Origin of the sequence: Nonomuraea sp. NPDC050202 (assembly GCF_040656115.1) — a bacterium.
Classification (GTDB): Bacteria; Actinomycetota; Actinomycetes; order Streptosporangiales; family Streptosporangiaceae; genus Nonomuraea.
This window is the reverse complement of the sequence record NZ_JBFALF010000006.1, coordinates 236,066-254,392: the sequence shown is the minus strand read 5'-3', so window position 1 is coordinate 254,392 and position 18,327 is coordinate 236,066. Positions and strand designations below refer to the sequence as shown.

The following is an 18,327-nucleotide window of genomic DNA, read 5'->3' as shown; positions in this document are numbered from 1 at the left end:
CGCCTAGCGTGCCAGCGCCTTGGCGTAGCAGCGGGTCAGCGGGGCGTCCACGTACCTGCCGTACGGCTCGGTCAGCGTGTACGCGCACCGCTCGTACAGGGCGATGGCCTCGGGCTGGCGCAGCCCGGTCGCCAGCCGCAGCCGCTCGTAGCCGAGGCTCCTGGCCAGGTCCTCCAGGGCCGACAGGAGCGAGGTGGCGATCCCGCGCCCGCGCTGCCCCGGCACCACGTACATGCGCTTGAGCTCGCCGGTTACGGCGTCCACCGGCTGCACGGCGCCGCACCCGACGGCCTGGCCGTCCATCGAGGCCACCAGGTACCTGGCGCCCTCCTTCACCTGCGAGCGGCCCTCGGGCCCGTACCGGGCGACCAGCTCGGCGAAGGCCGCGTCGAGCAGGGCGGCGAGCTCGCGGTCCGAGACGGCCCGCTCCTCGATCTTCATCACGACATAGTACGGAATGTCCGCTTACAGCCCCAGCATCTGTGCGGGCTGAGCCAGGATCTTCTGGATGATCGACCCGGCCGCCCCGAGCACGGCCGCGTCGCCCCCCGTCCCCGAGACCACCAGCGCGGGCGGCGTCCCACGCATCTGCCCCAGCCTGGCCCGCAGGCCCGCCGACACCGGCCCCTCCAGCCAGCGGAACAGCGGCGCGAAGATCCCGCCGAGCACGATCCTGCCCGGGTCGAGCAGGTGCACGGCCGAGGTGAGCGCCACGCCGAGCGCGTGCCCGGCCCGCTCGCACGCCTCCCGCGCCCGCGGGTCACCCGACTCCAGCCGCGCGACCAGCTCGCCCACCGAGGCCAGCTCCCCGAGCAGCGCGTCCTGGCCCGCGTACACCTCCAGGCAGCCCCGCCCGCCGCACCGGCACGTGGGCCCGTCCGGCACCACGACCACGTGCCCCAGCTCGCCCGCCAGCCCGAACGTGCCCCTGAACACGCCGCCCTCCACCACCAGCCCGGCGCCGATGCCGATCTCGCCGGACACGTAGAGGAAGTCGGGCTCCCGCGAGCCGAACCACAGCTCGCCGAGCGCCGCCAGGTTGGCTTCGTTGTCCATCTCGAACGGCAGGTCCACCAGACCGGCCACCCGCACGTCCCGCCAGCCGAGGTGCGGCGCGCTGCGCAGCACCCCGCCCTCCACCGTGCCGGGCACGGCGAGCGCCGCGCCGATGACCCGCAGCCCGGCCTCCTCGGCCTCCGCCGTGACCTCCTTGACCAGGGCCCGCAGCCCCTCCAGGATCTCGGCGGGGTCGGAGTTGCGGTTGTCGGCCGGCCTGATGCGCCGCAGCCGCACGGTACGCGTGAGGTCCACCACGCACGCCGCCAGGTAGTCGATGTTGATCTCCAGCCCCAGCGCGGCCACCCGGTGCCCGCTCAGGCCGACCGCCACGCCGGGCCGCCCCCGCTCGCCGCCCCGCACGGTGCCGCCTTCGGCCACCACGCCCGCCTCCAGCAGGTCCGCGACCAGGCTGGATACGGTGGTCTTGGTGAGCCCGGTCCTCTCAGCCAGCGCCGCGCGGGTGTGAGGTCCTGACCGGTGAATGGTCGCCAGGACTACGGCCAGGTTACGGGCGCGCATGGAATCATGCCGGACCCCTCTTGACGACACCATGCCCACCTCCTCAGGATTAATACAGATTATGGACTAAAGCCCGCGAAGGATGGAAATGACCGCTTTCACGCCGACCCCTGACGACCGCTTCGCCTTCGGCCTCTGGACCGTGGGCTGGCAGGCCCGCGACCCGTTCGGCGACGCCTCCCGCCCCGCGCTCGACCCGGTGGAGACCGTGCACCGCCTGGCCGAGCTGGGCGCCCACGGCGTCAGCTTCCACGACGACGACCTGCTCGCCGTCGAGCCCGACAGGGACAAGGCCATCGCCGCCTTCAGGAAGGCCCTGGACGAGACCGGGATGAAGGTCCCCGCGGCCACCACGAACCTGTTCACCCACCCGGTGTTCAAGGACGGCGCCTTCACCAGCAACGACCGCGACGTGCGCCGCTACGCCCTGCGCAAGGTCATGCGCAACCTCGACCTGGCCGCCTCGCTCGGCGCGAAGACGTACGTGTGCTGGGGCGGGCGCGAGGGCGCCGAGTCCGACGCCGCCAAGGACGTCAAGGCCGCGATGGACCGCTACAAGGAAGCCCTGGACCTGATCTGCCAGTACGTCATCGACAAGGGCTACGACATCCGCTTCGCCATCGAGCCCAAGCCGAACGAGCCCCGCGGCGACATCCTCCTGCCCACGATCGGCCACGCCCTGGCCCTGATCAACGAGCTGGAGCACCCCGAGATGGTGGGCGTCAACCCGGAGGTCGGCCACGAGCAGATGGCCGGGCTCAACTTCGTGCACGGCATCGCCCAGGCCCTGTGGCACGGCAAGCTCTTCCACATCGACCTCAACGGCCAGCACGGCCCCAAGTACGACCAGGACCTGATCTTCGGCCACGGCGACCTGAAGAGCGCGTTCTTCCTGGTGGACCTGCTGGAGACGCATGGCTACGACGGCCCGCTCGTCTTCGACTACAAGCCGCTGCGCACCGACGACCCCCAGGACGTGTGGGACTCGGCCGCGGCGAACATGCGCACGTACCTGATCCTCAAGGAGAAGTCGCGCGTCTTCCGCGCCGACCCCGAGGTGCAGGAGGCCCTGCGCGCCTCCCGCGTGGACGAGCTGGCCCAGCCCACGCTGGCCGCCGGCGAGACCTGGCAGGACCTGGCCAAGGACGACTTCGACGTCGAGGCGGCCGCCGCCCGCGGCTTCCACTTCACCCGGCTCAACCAGCTCGCGCTCGAGCACCTCATGGGGGTACGCGGATGACCCGACCGATCAGTGTCCAGCTCTACACCGTCAGAGACGAGTTGGCCGCCGACCGCGACTCCGTGCTGAGGCGGATCGCGGAGATCGGATACCGGGCCGTCGAGCCCTACGACCCCACGGCCGACCCGGAGGGCTTCCGCCGGGTCGCCGACGACCTCGGGCTCACCGTGTCGAGCACGCACGCGTACGCGCTGCTCAGCCAGGAGCCCGCGAAGGTCTTCGACGCGATCGCCACGGTCGGGACCGACAAGGTGATCATCCCCGGCGGCATCGCCGAGGAGCAGTTCACCACCCGCGACGGCCTCGCGCGCACGGCCGACCTGCTCAACGGCCTGGCCGAGCAGGCCGCCGGGCACGGGATGCGGATCGGCTACCACAACCACTGGTGGGAGATCGAGCCGCGGGTGGACGGCCGGCACGCCATCGAGGTGCTGGCCGACCTGCTCGCGCCCGAGGTGTTCCTGGAGATCGACACCTACTGGGCGGCCGTGGGCGGCGCCGACGTGCCCGCCCTGCTCGGCCGCCTGTCGGCGCGGATCGAGGCGCTGCACGTCAAGGACGGCCCGGGGGTCAAGGGCGAGCCGCACGTCGCGGTGGGCGCGGGCGTGATGCCCGTGCCCGCGATCCTCGCCGCCGCCCCCGGCGCGTGGCGCATCGTCGAGCTCGACGAGTGCGCGACCGACGTCTTCGCCGCCCTCGCGGACAGCCACGCCTACCTCACCTCCTTGGAGAGCTCTTGAGCAACGGCCCGGTCGGCGTCGCCATCGTCGGCGCCGGAGTCATCAGCGGCCAATACCTCCGCAACCTCAACGCCTTCCCCGACGTGCGCGTGGTCGCCGTCGCGGACCTCGACACCAACCGGGCCGCCACCGTCGCCAGGGAGCACGACGTACGGGTGTCCGGCACCCTCGGCGCCGTGCTCTCCCTGGCGGAGGTCGAGCTCGTCGTCAACCTCACGATCCCGGCCGCGCACGCGGCCGTCGCGCTGGAGTCGCTGCGCGCCGGCAAGCACGTGTACGGGGAGAAGCCCCTGGCCATGAACCTGGACGAGGCCGCGAAGGTCATGGCCGAGGCCGAGAGCCGCGGGCTGCGGGTGGGCGGCGCCCCCGACACCTTCCTCGGCGCCGGGCTGCAGTCGGCCGTGCACGCCCTGCGCGCGGGCTCGATCGGCGAGCCGGTCGCCGTCACGGCCGCCACGCAGAGCCTCGGCCCGGAGTCCTGGCATCCCAGCCCGGAGTTCCTGTACGCGCTCGGCGGCGGCCCGCTGTTCGACCTGGGCCCCTACTACCTGACCGCCCTGGTGTCCCTGCTCGGCCCGGTCGCCCGCGTGGCGGCCGGTACGCGCAGGGCCCGGGAGCAGCGCGTCATCGGCTCCGGGCCCAAGGCGGGCACCCTGTTCCCGGTGGAGGTGCCCACCCACGTCAACGCCCTGCTGGACTTCCCCGGCTCGGCCACGGCGTCGGCCACCTTCAGCTTCGACTCGGCGGTGAACCGCCGGATGATCGAGATCATCGGCACCGAGGGCGCCCTGTCGCTGCCGGACCCCAACACGTTCGACGGCCCGCTGCTGGCCCGCGGGCCGGGCGACGCCGACTGGCGGGAGCTGCCGCTGGCGGGCACCACGGCGGGGCGCGGCATCGGCGTGCTCGACATGGCCAGGTCGATCCGCGCGGGCACGCCGCATCGCGCGTCGGGCGAGCTGGCCCACCACGTGCTGGAGCTGATGTCGGCTATCACCGAGTCGGGCGAGCGGGCCGAGTTCAGGCCCATCGCCTCCACGACGGCGGCGCCGGAGCCGCTGCCCGCGGGCTGGGACCCGTACGCCGCCACGCTGTCCTGACGCCGTGGGCGGCGGACATAACCGCCGCCCACGGAAAGTTACATCTCACTTACGCAAAGGAGTCACCACCTGCCGGGCGGGGCACTGTTACGGTGAGTAATCATCTCGTAACAGCACTCCGAAGGGGAACCCATGCGCGTCCTGATCCAGCTCCGCCCGGCCCCCGACGTCGTCGCATCCGTGATCGACCCCGGCGTCCGCAGCGCGGTCTCCGACGTCGTCGCCGAGCTTCCCGGGGTCCTCCTCGACCGGGCGTTCACCCCCGTGGCCGTGCCCAGGCCCGTGTCCGCCCATGGCGCCCCGCTCTCCCCGCACCAGCGGGTGCAGTTCTCGATGGCGCCCGAGGACGCCTCCGTGCTCGTCCGCGGCGAGATCTCCGACGCCGAGCTCTCCACCCGCAGCTCGCTGCTGTCCTCCTCGGTGCGCGAGGTGGCCGGCGTGTTCGCCGACCCCGCCATCCACTCGCACCCCACCTGCGGAGACAGCGGTCCCGTCGGCGACTGGGAGGAGGTCAGGCGGCTGCTGCACGCCTACGACCTGTGGTCCGCCGGCCACGACGGCGAGGGCGTGGCCATCGCGATCGTCGACACCGGCATCAACGCCGACCACGTCGCCGCCCGCATCGGCCACGACGTGACCATCGACGCCGACCGGAGCTGGAGCCCGCCAGGCGTCGACAAGGCTCCCGGCCAGTACCCCGTGAACCACGGCTCCATGTGCGCCTTCGACACGCTGATCGCCGCGCCCAAGGCGACTCTGCTCGACATCCCGGTCCTGCTCAGCCGCAAGCCGGGCCCGACCGCCGACGGGCTGCTGTCGGACGCGGTGGCCGCCTACTCCCACCTGAGCACCGTGCTGCAGGCCATGCCCGCCGACTCCAGGTCCCTGGTGGTCTCCAACAGCTGGGGCCTGTTCTCGCCCGACATGGACTTCCCGCCCGGCCATCCGGGCAACTACTCCGACAACCCGGCGCACCCGTTCAACGTGATCGTCGGCAGCCTGGAGGAGGCGGGCGCCGACATCCTGTTCTCGGCGGGCAACTGCGGGCGCGAGTGCCCCGACCGGCGGTGCGGCTTCCCCGACCGGTCGATCGCGGGCGCCAACTCCCACCCGCGCGTGCTGTCCGTCGGCGGCGTGGACACGCGGGGCGAGCGCGTCGGCTACTCCTCGCAGGGGCCGGGGCGGCTGTCGGAGCGCAAGCCCGACCTGTGCGCGTACACGCACTTCGCCGGCTCCGAGGCGGTCGGCGCCGCCGACACCGGCACGTCCGCCGCCTGCCCCGTGGCCGCCGGCGTGGTGGCCGCCGTGCGCACGCACCGCTCCGCGGCCGAGCTGTCGCCCGCGCAGCTGCGTACGCTGCTGCACCGCACCGCCGACGACCGCAGCACGGTCGGCTTCGACCACGACTACGGCTACGGCGTCATCGACCCGCCCGCCATCCTGGCCGCGCTGGGCAGGCAGAACCGCACCCGCGCCGCCTGACATGGCCATGATCCAGGTGCGGCTGCCGCCCGAAGCCACCCTCGCCGACGCGTTGCGCCTGCTCGGCCTGTCCGGCGAGGACGCCGACGCCGGTTACGGCCTGGTGGCGGTCGTGCCGGGGCTGCGGGTGCTGCGCGTCACCGAGGAGGCGGCCCGCCGGCTGATCGACGACCTCGCGGCCGGGCGAGTCCCCGCCGATCTCGTGGACGTCTTCTCCGACCCGCGCGTGGAGCCGCAGGAGCCGGACGATCGGTGACGCGTTGGCTTGAATCGAGCGGACCCGCAAGAATGGCGCGATGGCTGACAGTGCCGAGACCGACTGGGTCTCCAGGTTCGCGGACGAGGTGATCTCCGAGGCGGAGCGACGTGCCCCGGGCAAAACGATCGTCTGTGCCTCCGGGCTGAGCCCGTCGGGCCCTATCCACCTGGGCAACCTGCGCGAGGTGATGACGCCTCACCTGGTCGCCGACGAGATCAGGCGGCGCGGCCTGGAGTGCCGGCACCTGCTGTCGTGGGACGACTACGACCGCTTCCGCAGGGTGCCCGCGGGCATCGACCCGTCGTGGGCCGAGCACATCGGCAAGCCACTGACCTCGGTGCCCGCCCCGCCCGGCAGCGCGTACGCCAACTGGGCCGAGCACTTCAAGGCCCCGCTGGTCACCGCGCTGGCGGAGCTGGGCGTGGAGTACGACCCCATCAGCCAGACCGAGCAGTACACCTCCGGGGTCTACCGCGAGCAGATCCTGACGGCCGTGCGCGAGCGGGCCAGGATCGACGCCGTGTTGTCGCGCTACCGGCTCAAGCAGGCCCCGGAGGCCGAGCAGGCCGCCGACGACTACTTCCCGTACAAGCCGTACTGCGACCTGTGCGGGCGCGACCTGACCACGGTCACCAACTACGACGACGAGACGACCGAGCTGGCCTACACCTGCGAGTGCGGCTTCGGCGAGACCGTGCGCCTGGCCGAGCACGACCGCGGCAAGCTGGTGTGGAAGGTCGACTGGCCGATGCGCTGGGCCCACGAGGGCGTGATCTTCGAGCCGTCCGGGGTGGATCACCACTCTCCCGGCTCGGCGTGGATCGTGGGCGGCCAGCTCGTGGGCGAGGTGTTCGGCGGACAGCAGCCGATCGGCCCCATGTACGCGTTCGTCGGCATCACCGGCATGGCCAAGATGAGCAGCTCCAAGGGCGGCGTGCCGATCCCGGCCGACGCGCTGGAGATCATGGAGGCGCCGCTGCTGCGCTGGCTGTACGCCCGCCGCAAGCCGGCCCAGTCCTTCAAGATCGCCTTCGACCAGGAGATCCAGCGGCTCTACGACGAGTGGGACTCCCTGGGCCGCAAGGTCGCCGCCGGGCAGGCCCAGCCCGCCGAGCTGGCCGCCTACAACCGCGCGGTGAGCACGGCCGCGGGCCCGCTGCCCGCCACGCCGCATCCGGTCGCCTACCGCACGCTGGCCTCCGTCGTGGACATCACGACCGGCCATGCCGAGCAGACCCTGCGCATCCTGCGCGATCTCGACGGCGTCCGGACGCTCGGCGAGGCCGGTCCCCGCCTCGGGCGGGCGCAGCGCTGGGTCGAGCTCCACCTGCCCGCCGACCAGCGCACCCGCGTGCGGGAGTCGCCCGACCAGGAGCTGCTCGACTCGCTCGGGCCGGCGGAGCACGAGGCGCTGCGGCTGCTGGCCGACGGCCTCGACGACTGGACGCTGGAGGGGCTGACCGCGCTCGTGTACGGCGTGCCCAAGCTCCAGGCCGGGCTACCGGTGGACGCCAAGCCCACGCCCGAGATGAAGACGGCGCAGCGGGCCTTCTTCACCCTGCTCTACCGCCTGCTCGTCGGCCAGGACACCGGCCCCAGGCTGCCCACGCTCCTGATGGCCGTCGGTGCCGACCGGGTGCGCAAGCTGGTGGGCATGTGAGGGGCGCGGTTCTGATCACGGGGATCTCGGCGTCCGGGAAGTCCACCGTGGCCCAGGCGCTGGCCGAGCGGCTGCCCCGCTCGGCCCACGTGCGCGGCGACGCGTTCCGGCGCATGGTGGTCGGCGGGCGCGCCGACATGACCCCGGAATTGACCGGCGAGGCGGTGCGGCAACTCCAGCTTCGTTACCGAATCGCAGCCAAAACAGCGGATATGTATTTCGACGCCGGATTCACGCCAATAGTTCAAGATGTCATTCTTGGCGCGGATTTGGAGCTTTTCACGAAGTGGATCGGCACGCGCCCCTTGCACGTGATCGTCCTGGCCCCCGACCCCGGCGAGGTGGCGCGCCGCGAGGCGGCCCGCGCCAAGTCCGGTTACGGCGGCGGCTGGACGATTGCCCAGCTCGACGCGGCTTTGCGGCACGACACACCACGCCTCGGCCTCTGGCTGGACACCTCGCGCCAGAGCGTCGAGGAAACCGTTAACGAGATCATCTCCCGGTCGGGCGAAGCCCAAATCACCTGAGATTTCGCCATACACATGATCTATGCAAGGAACTGTTAAGCGGGTTGCATGCGCCGCGGAGAACCTTGGTGACATGAACAAGCAGCCTTTCGCCGCCAGCGTCAGTGTCATCGTTCCCGCGATGAACGAGGCCGAGAACCTTCCCCACGTCTTCGCTACGCTGCCCGACTGGATCGACGAGGTCATCCTCGTCGACGGCAACTCGACCGACGACACCATCGCCGTCGCGCGAAGGCTGCGCCCCGACCTCCGGGTCGTCGTGCAGAGCCGGCGAGGCAAGGGCAACGCGCTCATCGAGGGCTTCCAGGCCGCCCGGGGCGACATCATCGTCATGATCGACGCCGACGGGTCCACCGACGGCCGCGAGATCCGCTCCTTCGTCGCCACGCTCATGAACGGCGCCGACTTCGCCAAGGGCTCCAGGTACGCCCCTGGTGGCGGCTCGGACGACCTCAGTCCGATCCGCTCGCTCGGCAACAAGGTCCTGACCGGGCTCACCAACCTCCTCTACGGCACCCGCTACACCGACCTGTGCTACGGCTACAACGCCTTCTGGGCCCGCCACCTCGACGCCCTCGACCTCGACTGCGACGGCTTCGAGATCGAGACCCTGATGAACGTCCGCGCCGCCCAGGCCGGCCTCGTCATCCGCGAGGTCCCCAGCCACGAGCGCTCCCGCATCCACGGCGTCAGCAACCTGAACGCCGTACGCGACGGCTGGCGGGTGCTCAGGACGATCTGGCGCGAGCGCTCGCGCGGCTCCGCCGTGACGGCCGCGCAGGCCCAAGTGGCACTCGCCAAGTAGGCAGTGACATCCTCGAACAATGCGCTACATAGTGATCGGAGCAGGAGCAGTCGGGGGAACCATCGGGGCCCGCCTGTTTCAGGGCGGGCACGAGGTTCTCCTCATCGCGAGAGGAGCCCACTACGAGGCTCTCAAGCGCGACGGCCTGCGACTGATCACCCCCGAATCCACCGAGACCCTGAACATCCCCGCCGCCGACGGCCCCGTGCCCACGCGCGATGACGACGTGCTCGTCCTGGCGACCAAGTCGCAGGACACGATCGCCGCGCTGGCCCCGTGGCCGGCCGACCTGCCCGTGGTGTGCGCCCAGAACGGCGTGGCCAACGAGCGCATGGTCCTGCGGCGGTTCGAGCGTGTCTACGGCATGTGCGTGTGGTTGCCCGCACAGATCCCCCAGCCCGGCGTCATCGCCGCCCACGCCCACCCCTACTCCGGCATGCTGCACATCGGCCGTTATCCCCAGGGTGTGGACGACGACCTCGCGGCGCGCATCGCCGACGACCTGAGCAAGCGCGGCCTCGTCGGCCGGGCCGTACCGGACGTGATGCGCTGGAAGTACGCCAAACTCCTCGGCAACCTGGGCAACGCCGCCGAGGCGCTCCTCGGCCACGTGCCCGGCATGCCCGAGGTGGTCGAGCGCGCCAGGGCCGAGGCCAGGGCCGTGCTGGAGCACGCCGGCATCGCGTACGCCACCCCCGAGGAGGAGGCCGAGGTCCGCGGGCACAAGGTCGACGCGCGCCCCATCGAGGGCGTCGACCGCGGCGGCGGCTCGTCGTGGCAGAGCCTGGCCAGGGCCAGCGGCTCGATCGAGGCCGACTACCTCAACGGCGAGATCGTCCTGCTGGGCCGCGAGCACGGGCTGGCCACCCCGGTCAACGAGACGCTGCGGCGCGAGGCCAACAGGGCCGCCCGCGAGAAGCTGCCGCCTGGCTCGATGCCGCTGGAGACCCTGCTGGCGCTCATCGACGCGCGTTCCGCAGCCGGATCCCGCTGAACTGCAGGCTGCTGGCCGTCACCTCGTTCCAGAACGGCCACAGGTTGTCGAGCACCCTGAGCTGGATCCCCGCCTGCTCGTGCAGCTCGATCAGGTCGCCCACCGGCTCGGGCGGCCCCAGCGGCACCACGGGCGCCGTGGAGACCACGGCGTGCGGCGGCTCGCCGATCGGAGTGAAGCCGTCGGCCGGCAGGCGGTAGGCGAACAGGCGCACCTCCATCAGCGCCTTCAGCCAGCAGTACTCGATGGCGTGCACCCGCTCGCCGCAACCGGCGCCGATGATCCGGGCCGCGTCCTCCTCGGTGGTGCGCGGCCCGACCCACGCCATCGCGCGCGGGCAGGCTCTGGGGAACCAGTAGTCGGGGCAGCGCTCGTAGCCGACCGCCCACACGTACGGCTCGCTCTGCCTGCTCGTCACCGCCACGTGCGGCACGAAGCGCTCGATCGTCGGGTCCTCGGAGAAATGCAGGACCTGGCCCGGCTCGGGTCTCATGAACGCCATCATCGCGCATACCCCCCCGATCTACGGGCAGGAGAAACGCCTCTTACGACAAGGGGTGAGTTGGATGATCATTCTAGGAGTGCTCCTGATCCTGCTCGCCGGCGCTGGTTTCGCTCTGGTGCTCACCGAGGAGAGCGCCAGGTACATCCTGTTCGGCTACACGTTCGAGCCCAACCACGTGGAGATGTTCCTCGCGGGGGCGGCCGCCGCGGCCGTCCTGCTGCTGGGCGTCTGGCTGCTGGGCTCGGGCTCGCGCAGGACCGCCAGGCAACGTCGCCGGCTGCGCAGCGCCAGGGCCGAGGCCTCCGACCGGGTAGCCCGGCTGGAGAACGAGAAGCGCGACCTGGAGCGGAAGCTGGAGCGCGAGCACGCGGACGTGCCCGCACAGAGCGACCGCTCCGGTGACCGTCTCGTCGCCGGCAGCGACGAGCGCCGCTAGACCGCAGGGAACCGCCGCTGGACCGCGGAGGATCGCCGTCAGAGCGCGGGGAACCGCCGCTAGACCGCGTTCGCGCTCTGGCGCGTGGGCATCAGCTTGCCCTCGCGCCAGAGCGCGAATCCGGTGATCACCGCTCCCAGCCCCTCCCAGAGCCCGACGCCGAAGAACTTGCCGGGCGCCGCCCCCGTCAGCACCAGCGTGGTGAAGACCGCGAACGTCACGAGCCTGAAAGGCACGGTCCAGCGGAAGAACGGGGTGTAGTCGTGCGAGGCGGCGAACAGGTAGTAGACGCCCATGTTCACGGCCGCCATCGAGCTGGCAGCCATATAGACCAGCGTGTAGTCCCCGGCGGGACGCACGTCGAGCACCTCGAATCCGAGCATGGCCAGCAGCGTGTCGGGCGAGATCAGCCCGAGCAGGCCGAGCGCGAAGGCGAGGAATCCGAAGACCGCGATGGTCCAGCCGGAGAAAGAACGCGGAAGACGCACAGAAATCCTTCCAAAGGGGGGTGTACTCTGCGAGGCGATCTCATCATGCACCCGGAGGTCGCATGTCCCCCACGCGTGGCCGCCCCATCGCGCTGAAACTTCTCATCCTCCTGCTCGTCCCACTGCTGTCCCTGGTGGGCCTGTGGGCGTTCGCGGCCGGCCTGACCGGCGGCGCCGGCATGCGCCTGCTCGCGATCAACGACCTGGCGACCAACCTGGCGCAACCGTCGGAGACCGTCAACATCGAGCTGCAGAACGAGCGGCTGGCCTCGGTGGAGTTCCTGGTGACCGGGCAGGGCGCGGACGCCCTGGCCAAGCAGCGCGGCCGGACCGACCGGGCCGTGAAGACCCTGGGCACGCTGACCCGGAACCTGCGCGACCTGACCCCGGAGATGAGCACGCAGCTCAACGCGCTGAACGTCAAGCTCGGCCAGCTCGCCGACGTGCGCAAGGAGGTCGACGGCACGCTCGTCGCACCGCTCGACGTCATCGACGGCTACAGCCAGATCGTGGACGCCTCCTTCCGCATGTACGACGCCATGGTCCTGGTCCCCGACATGGCCCTCTACCAGCAGGCCCGCGCGGTGACCATGCTCGGCGAGGCCAAGGAGGTGCTCTCCAGGGAGCGGGCGGTGATCGCGATCGTGCTGGCCAGGGGCCGGGTCGAGCCGCGGGAGCGCGAGTCGTTCACGGGGATGGTGGCGACCAGGCGGCTGCTGTTCTCCCAGGCGCTGTCGCACCTCGACGGCAACCTGCGCGGGCCGTACGGGAAGCTCGCCGACTCGCCGGTCTACCAGGAGTTCCTGCGGGCCGAGGACGCCATCAGGGGGCAGGCGGCCGTCAACGGGCTGCCCGCGGGCGCGGCCACCTGGCCCATCGACGCCCAGAACCTGTGGGCCGCCGTCGAGCGCAACCAGGCCAAGGCCACCCAGGGCATCGTGAGCCGGGTGACGCCGACGGCCATCGGCATGCTGGTCAAGATCGGCGTGGCGGGCGGCGTGGGCCTCATCGCGGTCATCGCCTCGATCCTGCTGTCGCTGCGCTTCCGTAAGCGCCTGGTCCGCGAGCTGGCCGCGCTGCGTGACGCTGCCACGGAGCTGGCCGAGGTACGGCTGGCCGGGCTGGTCAAGCGGCTGCGCACCAACACCGAGCCGCCGACGTCCGCCGAGGTGGCGCCGCTGGAGGTCAACGCGCACACCTCCGAGGTGGCCGACATCGTACGCGCCTTCAACGACGTGCAGTCCACGGCCGTCGAGGCCGCCGTCGACCAGGCCAGGCTGCGCCACGGCGTCAGCCAGGTCTTCGTGAACCTGGCCAGGCGCAACCAGTCGCTGCTGCACCGGCAGCTCCTGCAGCTCGACAGCATGGAGCGGGCCACGGAGGCGCCCGAGACGCTGGCGGACCTGTTCAAGCTCGACCACCTGACCACGCGCATGCGCCGGCACGCCGAAAGCCTGATCATCCTGTCGGACCAGGCGCCCGGCCGCGGCTGGCGCAACCCGGTGCCGATCCTCGACGTGCTGCGCGCCGCCGTGGCCGAGGTCGAGGAGTACGAGCGGGTGGAGGTGATGCAGCCGCCGTCCGTCGCGCTGCTCGGCTCGGCGGTCACCGACGTGGCCCACCTGATGGCCGAGCTGATCGAGAACGCCACCCTCTTCTCGCCGCCGCAGACCAGGGTGGACGTGCGCAGCTCCGCCACGCCGCACGGCCTGGTGGTCGAGGTGGAGGACCGCGGCCTCGGCCTGCCGCGTGCCGAGCTCGACGAGCTGAACGACCGGCTGACCGACGCCCCCGAGTTCGACCTGGCGCAGAGCGACCGGCTCGGCCTCTTCGTCGTCTCCAGGCTCGCGACCAGGCACGGCATCAAGGTCGCCCTGGTGCCCTCGCCGTACGGCGGCCTGACCGCGACGGTGGCCCTGCCGGCGGCCCTGCTCACCGACCAGCCCGCCCTGGCGGGGCGATAGCCCCTGGGACACCCGACCGGCCCCGCCGGTGATAGGCCCTGGGACACTCGACCGGCCCGCGCCGGCGGTAGGCCCTGCGTCGCCCGAGCGGCCCGCGCCGGTCGGGAGGCGGGCGCCCGCTACGGCAGCACCTGCAGCAGCGCCTGCTTCTTCGCCTTGGCGGGCTCGGCGACGCGCTGGATCTCCTTGCCCGCGCCGTCGAGCACGACCAGCGTGTTGTGCGTGGCACCGCCGACCCGTACGACCAGCCGCCCGTCCTTGAGGTAGGTGGCGCCGAGCAGCTTGCCCTTCACCGCGGGCGCGCGCTTCTTGCCGGTCACCATGTCGAGGAGGACCGGCTTGAACGCCACCGGCCAGCTCCCGTCGCCCAGCGTGGCGGGGTCGGCGGGGAGCTCCACGACGGCGTTGCGGCCGTTCGGCGACAGGCTCTGCACGTGGGTGATCCACGTGACGCCCTTGGCCCTGGTCGCCCTGCCGGTCCTGACGTCGAGCCGGTAGAGGGCGTTCGCCTCGCCGGTGTAGCCCGCGACGTACCGGCCGTCCGCCGACCAGGCGAGGTGGCACACGCCCGCCGACCTGCCCAGCTTGCGCGGCGCCGCGCTCCCGTCGGCCTTCACGGACATGATCGTGTCACTGCCCTGGGTGTAGGCCACCCGCGTCGAGTCGGCGGACCATACCGGGGTCAGGCACGGCGTGGCGCCCTGGAGCCCGCTGACGATCGTGGTGGTCCTGCCGCCGCTCCTGACCTGGAGCAGGCCGCCCGGCGTCACCCAGGCCGCCTTCCTGCCGTCAGGGGAGGCGGCGTACTGGGGCGTGGAGCCGGCCTTGGCGATCGTGCTCCATTCGCCGCCCGCGTACCTGCTGAGCTGGTTGCTGGAGGCGCCGGCGTAGACGGCGGCTCCGGACAGCTCGGGTGCGGTGGCCGACGCGGGAAGCGAGCTGGTCAGGAGAACGCCGGCACCTGCCGCAACGAGAATCTTCATGAAACGACATGGTGCCCGAAACCGATCACAGAGGCAGGAACGGCTCGCTGAAGTGAGCGGTCGCCAGGATCGCCCGCTCGGCCCTGAGCGCGGCCAGCACCTCTGCCCTGGTGCGCGCGGCGGCGTCCTGGTCGTCGTCGTAGAGGTAGCGGACGGCGGGATCGTCGAGCTGCACCGGGTGCAGGACCAGGTCGCCGGTGATGGCCACCTGGCCGACCCTGGCGATCTGGTGGCCCGGGGTGTGGCCGGGAGTGTGGTGCACGTGCACACCGGGCGCCACCTCGGCGTCGCCCTCGACGACCTGGAGCTGGGCCTTGATCACGGTGATCACGTCGTCGAGCACCGGCCCCCGCGCGGCGTCCAGGTCGGCGCGCTGAATCACGTAGCGGGCGTTGTCGAACATCGGCCGGCCATCGGCGACCGCGCCCGAGGCGTGGTCACTGTGCAGGTGCGTCAGCACCACGGTGCCGATCTCGGCGGGCGTGACGCCCGCGGCGGCCAGCTCACCGGCCAGCGTGCCGGGAACGGGCGCCCAGCTCGACGCCGGCGAGTCCGCGCCGCCGATGCCGGTGTCGACCAGCGTCAGCCGGTCCGCGGCGTCGCGGATCAGGAAGCAGTGGAAGTGCAGGACCCACGGCTCGTCACGGAGCCCGGAGCCGGGGAACAGCTCGGCCGGCGGGCGGCGGATCGCCGCCCCCATGGGACCCACGGCGTCGCAGAGCGGTGTCACCTCGACGCCGGACACGGTTATCGGTTGATGCGGCACCCGGTCAGACTAGGCGGCGACAGGCTGGGCGGGAACGTACTCGTTCTCCAGGTCGGCGGCGTAGACGGCGCGGCAGCAGTTCGCGCACCGGTACATGATCGGGCCTTCGTCCAGCTCGTGGTGGCACCGCGGGCAGTTGACGGTCTTCATGATGGTGCTCCCCCAAGGAGATTTTTCTTGTTTCGTCCCTATGGAACCCTCACCGAGTTGCAGGGACCCTGCATGCCACTTGACACGATGACACTGCACTGACGGGGGTTCTATGCTGCTCGGCACACCGGGGCGCGGTAATTTTCCTCGCTGCACGTCGCCGAGAAGAACATTGTCACGCGCCGGGCCCCGGATTCGCGGGCGAAGCGCCGATTACCGCCCCGGAATAGTCCAAGAGGGCTAGGCGTTCTATGGGTCGGACGGTGTGGTACGTTGCCACCAAGCGTCGAGCTCCAGCTCCGCTTGATCCTCCAAGCCCGGCCCCGGCCCTGTTTCGCGGGAGCCCGGCCGCCTTCCTTCATCACCCGCCGGTCCTCGTCCGAGGCTTCCGGCGCATCTCCCCCAAGGGGCTCATCATGTCTGTGCACACCATTCCTGAGCAGCGTGCCTCGGCACCGGTCCGTCAGGTGGCGGGGCTTCTGGACGTACGCGACAAGTCCGCGTTCATCCGGGCCGGCCACCTGCCGGGGCCGGGCGACGTACGCCTGACTCCCGAGAAGGTACGCCAGTGGGACCTGCGTCCCGGTGACCACGTCACCGCGTCCTTCGCCGGGAACAAGCTGGTCCAGGTCGAGTCGGTCAACGGCGCCACCTCGTGGCGTGACCGGCCCGAGTTCGACACGCTCACCCCCGTACATCCGGCCGAGCGGCTCACCATCGAGACGGAGTCGCTCAGCACGCGCGTCATCGACCTGTTCGCGCCCATCGGCAAGGGGCAGCGCGGCCTCATCGTGGCGCCGCCCAAGGCCGGCAAGACCATGGTCCTTCAGGCGCTGGCCGCCGGGATCACCCGCAACCACCCCGAGGCGCACCTCATGGTCCTCCTGGTGGGCGAGCGCCCCGAGGAGGTCACGGAGATGCGCGCCACCATCGCGGGCGAGGTCTTCTCCTCGACCTTCGACAACCCGGACCACGACCACGCCGCCCTCGCCGAGCTGGCCATCGAGCGCGCCAAGCGCCTCGTGGAGTCGGGGCGTGACGTGGTCGTGCTGCTCGACTCGCTGACACGGCTGGGGCGGGCGTACAACAACCTCACGCCGCCCGGCGGGCGTGTCCTCACGGGCGGCATCGACGCCCGGGCGCTCTACCCGCCCAAGCGCTTCTTCGGCGCCGCCCGCAACGTCGAGGGCGGCGGCTCCCTGACCATCCTCGCCACCGCGCTCGTGGACACGGGGTCGCGGATGGACAACAACCTCTACGAGGAGTTCAAGGGGACGGGGAACATGGAGCTGCACCTCGTCCGCGAGCTGGCGGAGCGCCGCCTCTTCCCCGCCGTGGACCTCGACGCCTCCGGGACCAGGCGCGAGGAGATCCTGATGCGCTCGTCGGAACAGCAGGTGGTGTGGCGGCTGCGCCGCATGCTGGCCGCGCTGGAGAAGCAGCAGGGCCTCGAGATCCTCGTGGACAAGCTCCGCTCCACCCCCTCCAACGCCGCCTTCCTCCTGGAAGCGGCCAACGCCGCCTGACCTCCGCCCGTGCACCACAATGGGCCCCATGCTGGCTGACATCGTCGACTACCTCATCTGCCCCGTGTGCCGCGCCGACCTGCGCCTGGCCGGGGCGACCGTGAGATGCGCCGGCAACCACACCTTCGACGTGGCCAAGCAGGGCTACGTGAGCCTCCTCACCGGCTCAGGGCAGCCGGGCACCGCCGACACCCCCGAGATGGTGGCCGCCAGGGCGGCCTTCCTCGACAAGGGTCACTACGCCCCGCTGGCGGACGCGGTGGCCGAGGCCGTGCGGGCACGCGTGGCACCGGAGAACGTTCCAGGAAAACATGAGTCCTCCACCGAAACGAGTGACGGCGCGAAGTTGAGGGCGTACCGTGGGGCGGGAGTGGAGGCCGGGTCCGGCGCGGCGCCTGCGGGCGGCGGGCGGGAGCCGGAAGTCGTCGAGGGCCACCGCGCGGCGGGCAGGACCGCGCCGGTGATCGTCGACGCGGGCGCGGGCACCGGGCACTACCTGGCGGCCGTGCTCGACGCGATCAACGATGGCATCGGGATGGCGTTCGATGTGTCGAAGCACGCTGTACGCCGGGCGGCGCGGGTGCATCCCAGGGCAGGGGCGTTCGTGGCCGACGTGTGGCGCCCGCTTCCGATCAGGAGCGGGGTGGCTGATGTGGTGATCGACGTTTTCGCGCCCAGGAACGGGCCCGAATTCCGGCGCGTGCTGCGGCCGGGAGGTGCCGCGGTGGTCGTCACCCCGGCGCCCGAGCATCTCAGCCCGCTCGTCGAGGAGCTCGGGCTGCTCTCCGTCGACGAGGAGAAGGAGCTCCGGGTGGCTCGGAGCCTGGAGGGGTTCGCCGAGACCGGACGGCGCTCGATCGCGTTCGAGATGGAGCTGGAGCCCGGTGACATCGCCCAGGTCGTCGGGATGGGCCCGAGTGCATGGCATCACCAGGCGAACACGCTCGATGAGCGGATCGCCGCATTTGTCTCCCGAAATGTCGCGAAAAGGCAGCAAAAAGTAGTAACGCGCGCCGCGTTTCATCTGTCTATCTTCGAGCCGGCACACCGATCAAGATCTGTTCCTTGACGGACATGTGTGACTGGTGTTACTGATGGGGCATTTAGTCCGAAATTCCCCCACA

General features: G+C 71.3%; 20 protein-coding genes. 13 read left to right on the top strand and 7 right to left on the bottom strand.

The window, feature by feature from the left end; genetic code table 11:
* Positions 1–3 precede the first annotated feature (3 nt).
* Positions 4–441 carry a GNAT family N-acetyltransferase gene (locus AB0I79_RS20150; protein ID WP_357874978.1) on the bottom strand — a complete coding sequence of 146 codons (438 nt, stop codon included), beginning with the start codon at positions 439–441 and terminating at the stop codon, positions 4–6.
* Positions 442–465: 24 nt separating this feature from the next.
* Positions 466–1,578: an ROK family transcriptional regulator gene (locus AB0I79_RS20145; protein WP_357874975.1), complete on the bottom strand. Its 1,113-nt coding sequence runs from the start codon at positions 1,576–1,578 to the stop codon at positions 466–468.
* Positions 1,579–1,666: 88 nt separating this feature from the next.
* On the opposite strand from AB0I79_RS20145, the gene xylA reads away from it, so the two are divergent.
* From xylA to AB0I79_RS20100, 9 genes are all read left to right on the top strand, one after another.
* Positions 1,667–2,818: a xylose isomerase gene (gene xylA / locus AB0I79_RS20140; RefSeq protein WP_357874972.1), complete on the top strand. Its 1,152-nt coding sequence runs from the start codon at positions 1,667–1,669 to the stop codon at positions 2,816–2,818.
* Positions 2,815–3,558 (top strand): sugar phosphate isomerase/epimerase, encoded by a 744-nt coding sequence (locus tag AB0I79_RS20135; RefSeq protein ID WP_357874970.1) that lies wholly within the window; start codon positions 2,815–2,817, stop codon positions 3,556–3,558. The genes xylA and AB0I79_RS20135 overlap by 4 nt, the downstream gene beginning before the upstream one ends.
* Entirely contained in the window at positions 3,555–4,658 is a 1,104-nt protein-coding gene (locus AB0I79_RS20130; protein ID WP_357874967.1) for a Gfo/Idh/MocA family oxidoreductase, read from the top strand. Before AB0I79_RS20135 ends, AB0I79_RS20130 begins: the two co-directional genes overlap by 4 nt.
* Positions 4,659–4,790: 132 nt before the next feature.
* On the top strand, positions 4,791–6,140 hold the full coding sequence (locus tag AB0I79_RS20125) for a S8 family serine peptidase (protein WP_357874964.1): 1,350 nt from the start codon (positions 4,791–4,793) through the stop codon (positions 6,138–6,140).
* Position 6,141: 1 nt separating this feature from the next.
* Entirely contained in the window at positions 6,142–6,396 is a 255-nt protein-coding gene (locus AB0I79_RS20120; protein ID WP_357874961.1) for a hypothetical protein, read from the top strand.
* Between the two features lie 40 nt (positions 6,397–6,436).
* The gene (gene lysS / locus AB0I79_RS20115) at positions 6,437–8,059 is read left to right on the top strand and encodes a lysine--tRNA ligase (protein WP_357874958.1); all 1,623 of its coding nucleotides are present in this window, start codon (positions 6,437–6,439) and stop codon (positions 8,057–8,059) included.
* On the top strand, positions 8,056–8,586 hold the full coding sequence (locus AB0I79_RS20110; protein ID WP_357874955.1) for an AAA family ATPase: 531 nt from the start codon (positions 8,056–8,058) through the stop codon (positions 8,584–8,586). The genes lysS and AB0I79_RS20110 overlap by 4 nt, the downstream gene beginning before the upstream one ends.
* Positions 8,587–8,659: 73 nt before the next feature.
* Positions 8,660–9,391 carry a glycosyltransferase family 2 protein gene (locus tag AB0I79_RS20105; protein ID WP_357874952.1) on the top strand — a complete coding sequence of 244 codons (732 nt, stop codon included), beginning with the start codon at positions 8,660–8,662 and terminating at the stop codon, positions 9,389–9,391.
* Positions 9,392–9,410: 19 nt separating this feature from the next.
* A complete protein-coding gene (locus AB0I79_RS20100; protein WP_357874949.1) occupies positions 9,411–10,385 on the top strand; it encodes a 2-dehydropantoate 2-reductase N-terminal domain-containing protein in 975 nt (324 codons plus the stop codon).
* On the opposite strand, the gene AB0I79_RS20095 is transcribed toward AB0I79_RS20100, so the two are convergent.
* Positions 10,351–10,878, bottom strand: a complete 528-nt coding sequence (locus AB0I79_RS20095) for a DUF6886 family protein (protein WP_357874946.1) — start codon at positions 10,876–10,878, stop codon at positions 10,351–10,353. The two genes, AB0I79_RS20100 and AB0I79_RS20095, sit on opposite strands and share 35 nt — an antisense overlap.
* 73 nt (positions 10,879–10,951) lie before the next feature.
* Between AB0I79_RS20095 and AB0I79_RS20090 the strand changes: the two genes are divergently transcribed.
* Positions 10,952–11,326 (top strand): hypothetical protein, encoded by a 375-nt coding sequence (locus AB0I79_RS20090; protein ID WP_357874943.1) that lies wholly within the window; start codon positions 10,952–10,954, stop codon positions 11,324–11,326.
* Between the two features lie 59 nt (positions 11,327–11,385).
* Here AB0I79_RS20090 and AB0I79_RS20085 read toward each other — a convergent pair whose 3' ends face one another.
* On the bottom strand, positions 11,386–11,814 hold the full coding sequence (locus AB0I79_RS20085; protein WP_357874940.1) for a hypothetical protein: 429 nt from the start codon (positions 11,812–11,814) through the stop codon (positions 11,386–11,388).
* Positions 11,815–11,876: 62 nt separating this feature from the next.
* Here AB0I79_RS20085 and AB0I79_RS20080 point away from each other — a divergent pair, with 62 nt between their 5' ends.
* On the top strand, positions 11,877–13,778 hold the full coding sequence (locus tag AB0I79_RS20080) for a nitrate- and nitrite sensing domain-containing protein (protein WP_357874937.1): 1,902 nt from the start codon (positions 11,877–11,879) through the stop codon (positions 13,776–13,778).
* A gap of 119 nt (positions 13,779–13,897) precedes the next feature.
* Here the strand turns inward: AB0I79_RS20080 and AB0I79_RS20075 are convergent, their stop codons facing one another.
* The 3 genes from AB0I79_RS20075 to AB0I79_RS20065 are packed head-to-tail and all read right to left on the bottom strand — an operon-like array spanning position 13,898 to position 15,677.
* Positions 13,898–14,761, bottom strand: coding sequence for a hypothetical protein (locus AB0I79_RS20075; protein ID WP_357874935.1), 864 nt, complete (start codon positions 14,759–14,761; stop codon positions 13,898–13,900).
* A 25-nt stretch (positions 14,762–14,786) separates the two neighbouring features.
* Positions 14,787–15,527 (bottom strand): MBL fold metallo-hydrolase, encoded by a 741-nt coding sequence (locus AB0I79_RS20070; RefSeq protein ID WP_357874932.1) that lies wholly within the window; start codon positions 15,525–15,527, stop codon positions 14,787–14,789.
* Between the two features lie 9 nt (positions 15,528–15,536).
* A complete protein-coding gene (locus AB0I79_RS20065; RefSeq protein ID WP_225270785.1) occupies positions 15,537–15,677 on the bottom strand; it encodes a hypothetical protein in 141 nt (46 codons plus the stop codon).
* Positions 15,678–15,928: 251 nt separating this feature from the next.
* Between AB0I79_RS20065 and rho the strand changes: the two genes are divergently transcribed.
* Entirely contained in the window at positions 15,929–17,203 is a 1,275-nt protein-coding gene (gene rho, locus AB0I79_RS20060; RefSeq protein ID WP_357874929.1) for a transcription termination factor Rho, read from the top strand.
* Positions 17,204–17,231: 28 nt separating this feature from the next.
* Positions 17,232–18,272 carry a putative RNA methyltransferase gene (locus AB0I79_RS20055; RefSeq protein ID WP_357874926.1) on the top strand — a complete coding sequence of 347 codons (1,041 nt, stop codon included), beginning with the start codon at positions 17,232–17,234 and terminating at the stop codon, positions 18,270–18,272.
* Positions 18,273–18,327 lie beyond the last annotated feature (55 nt).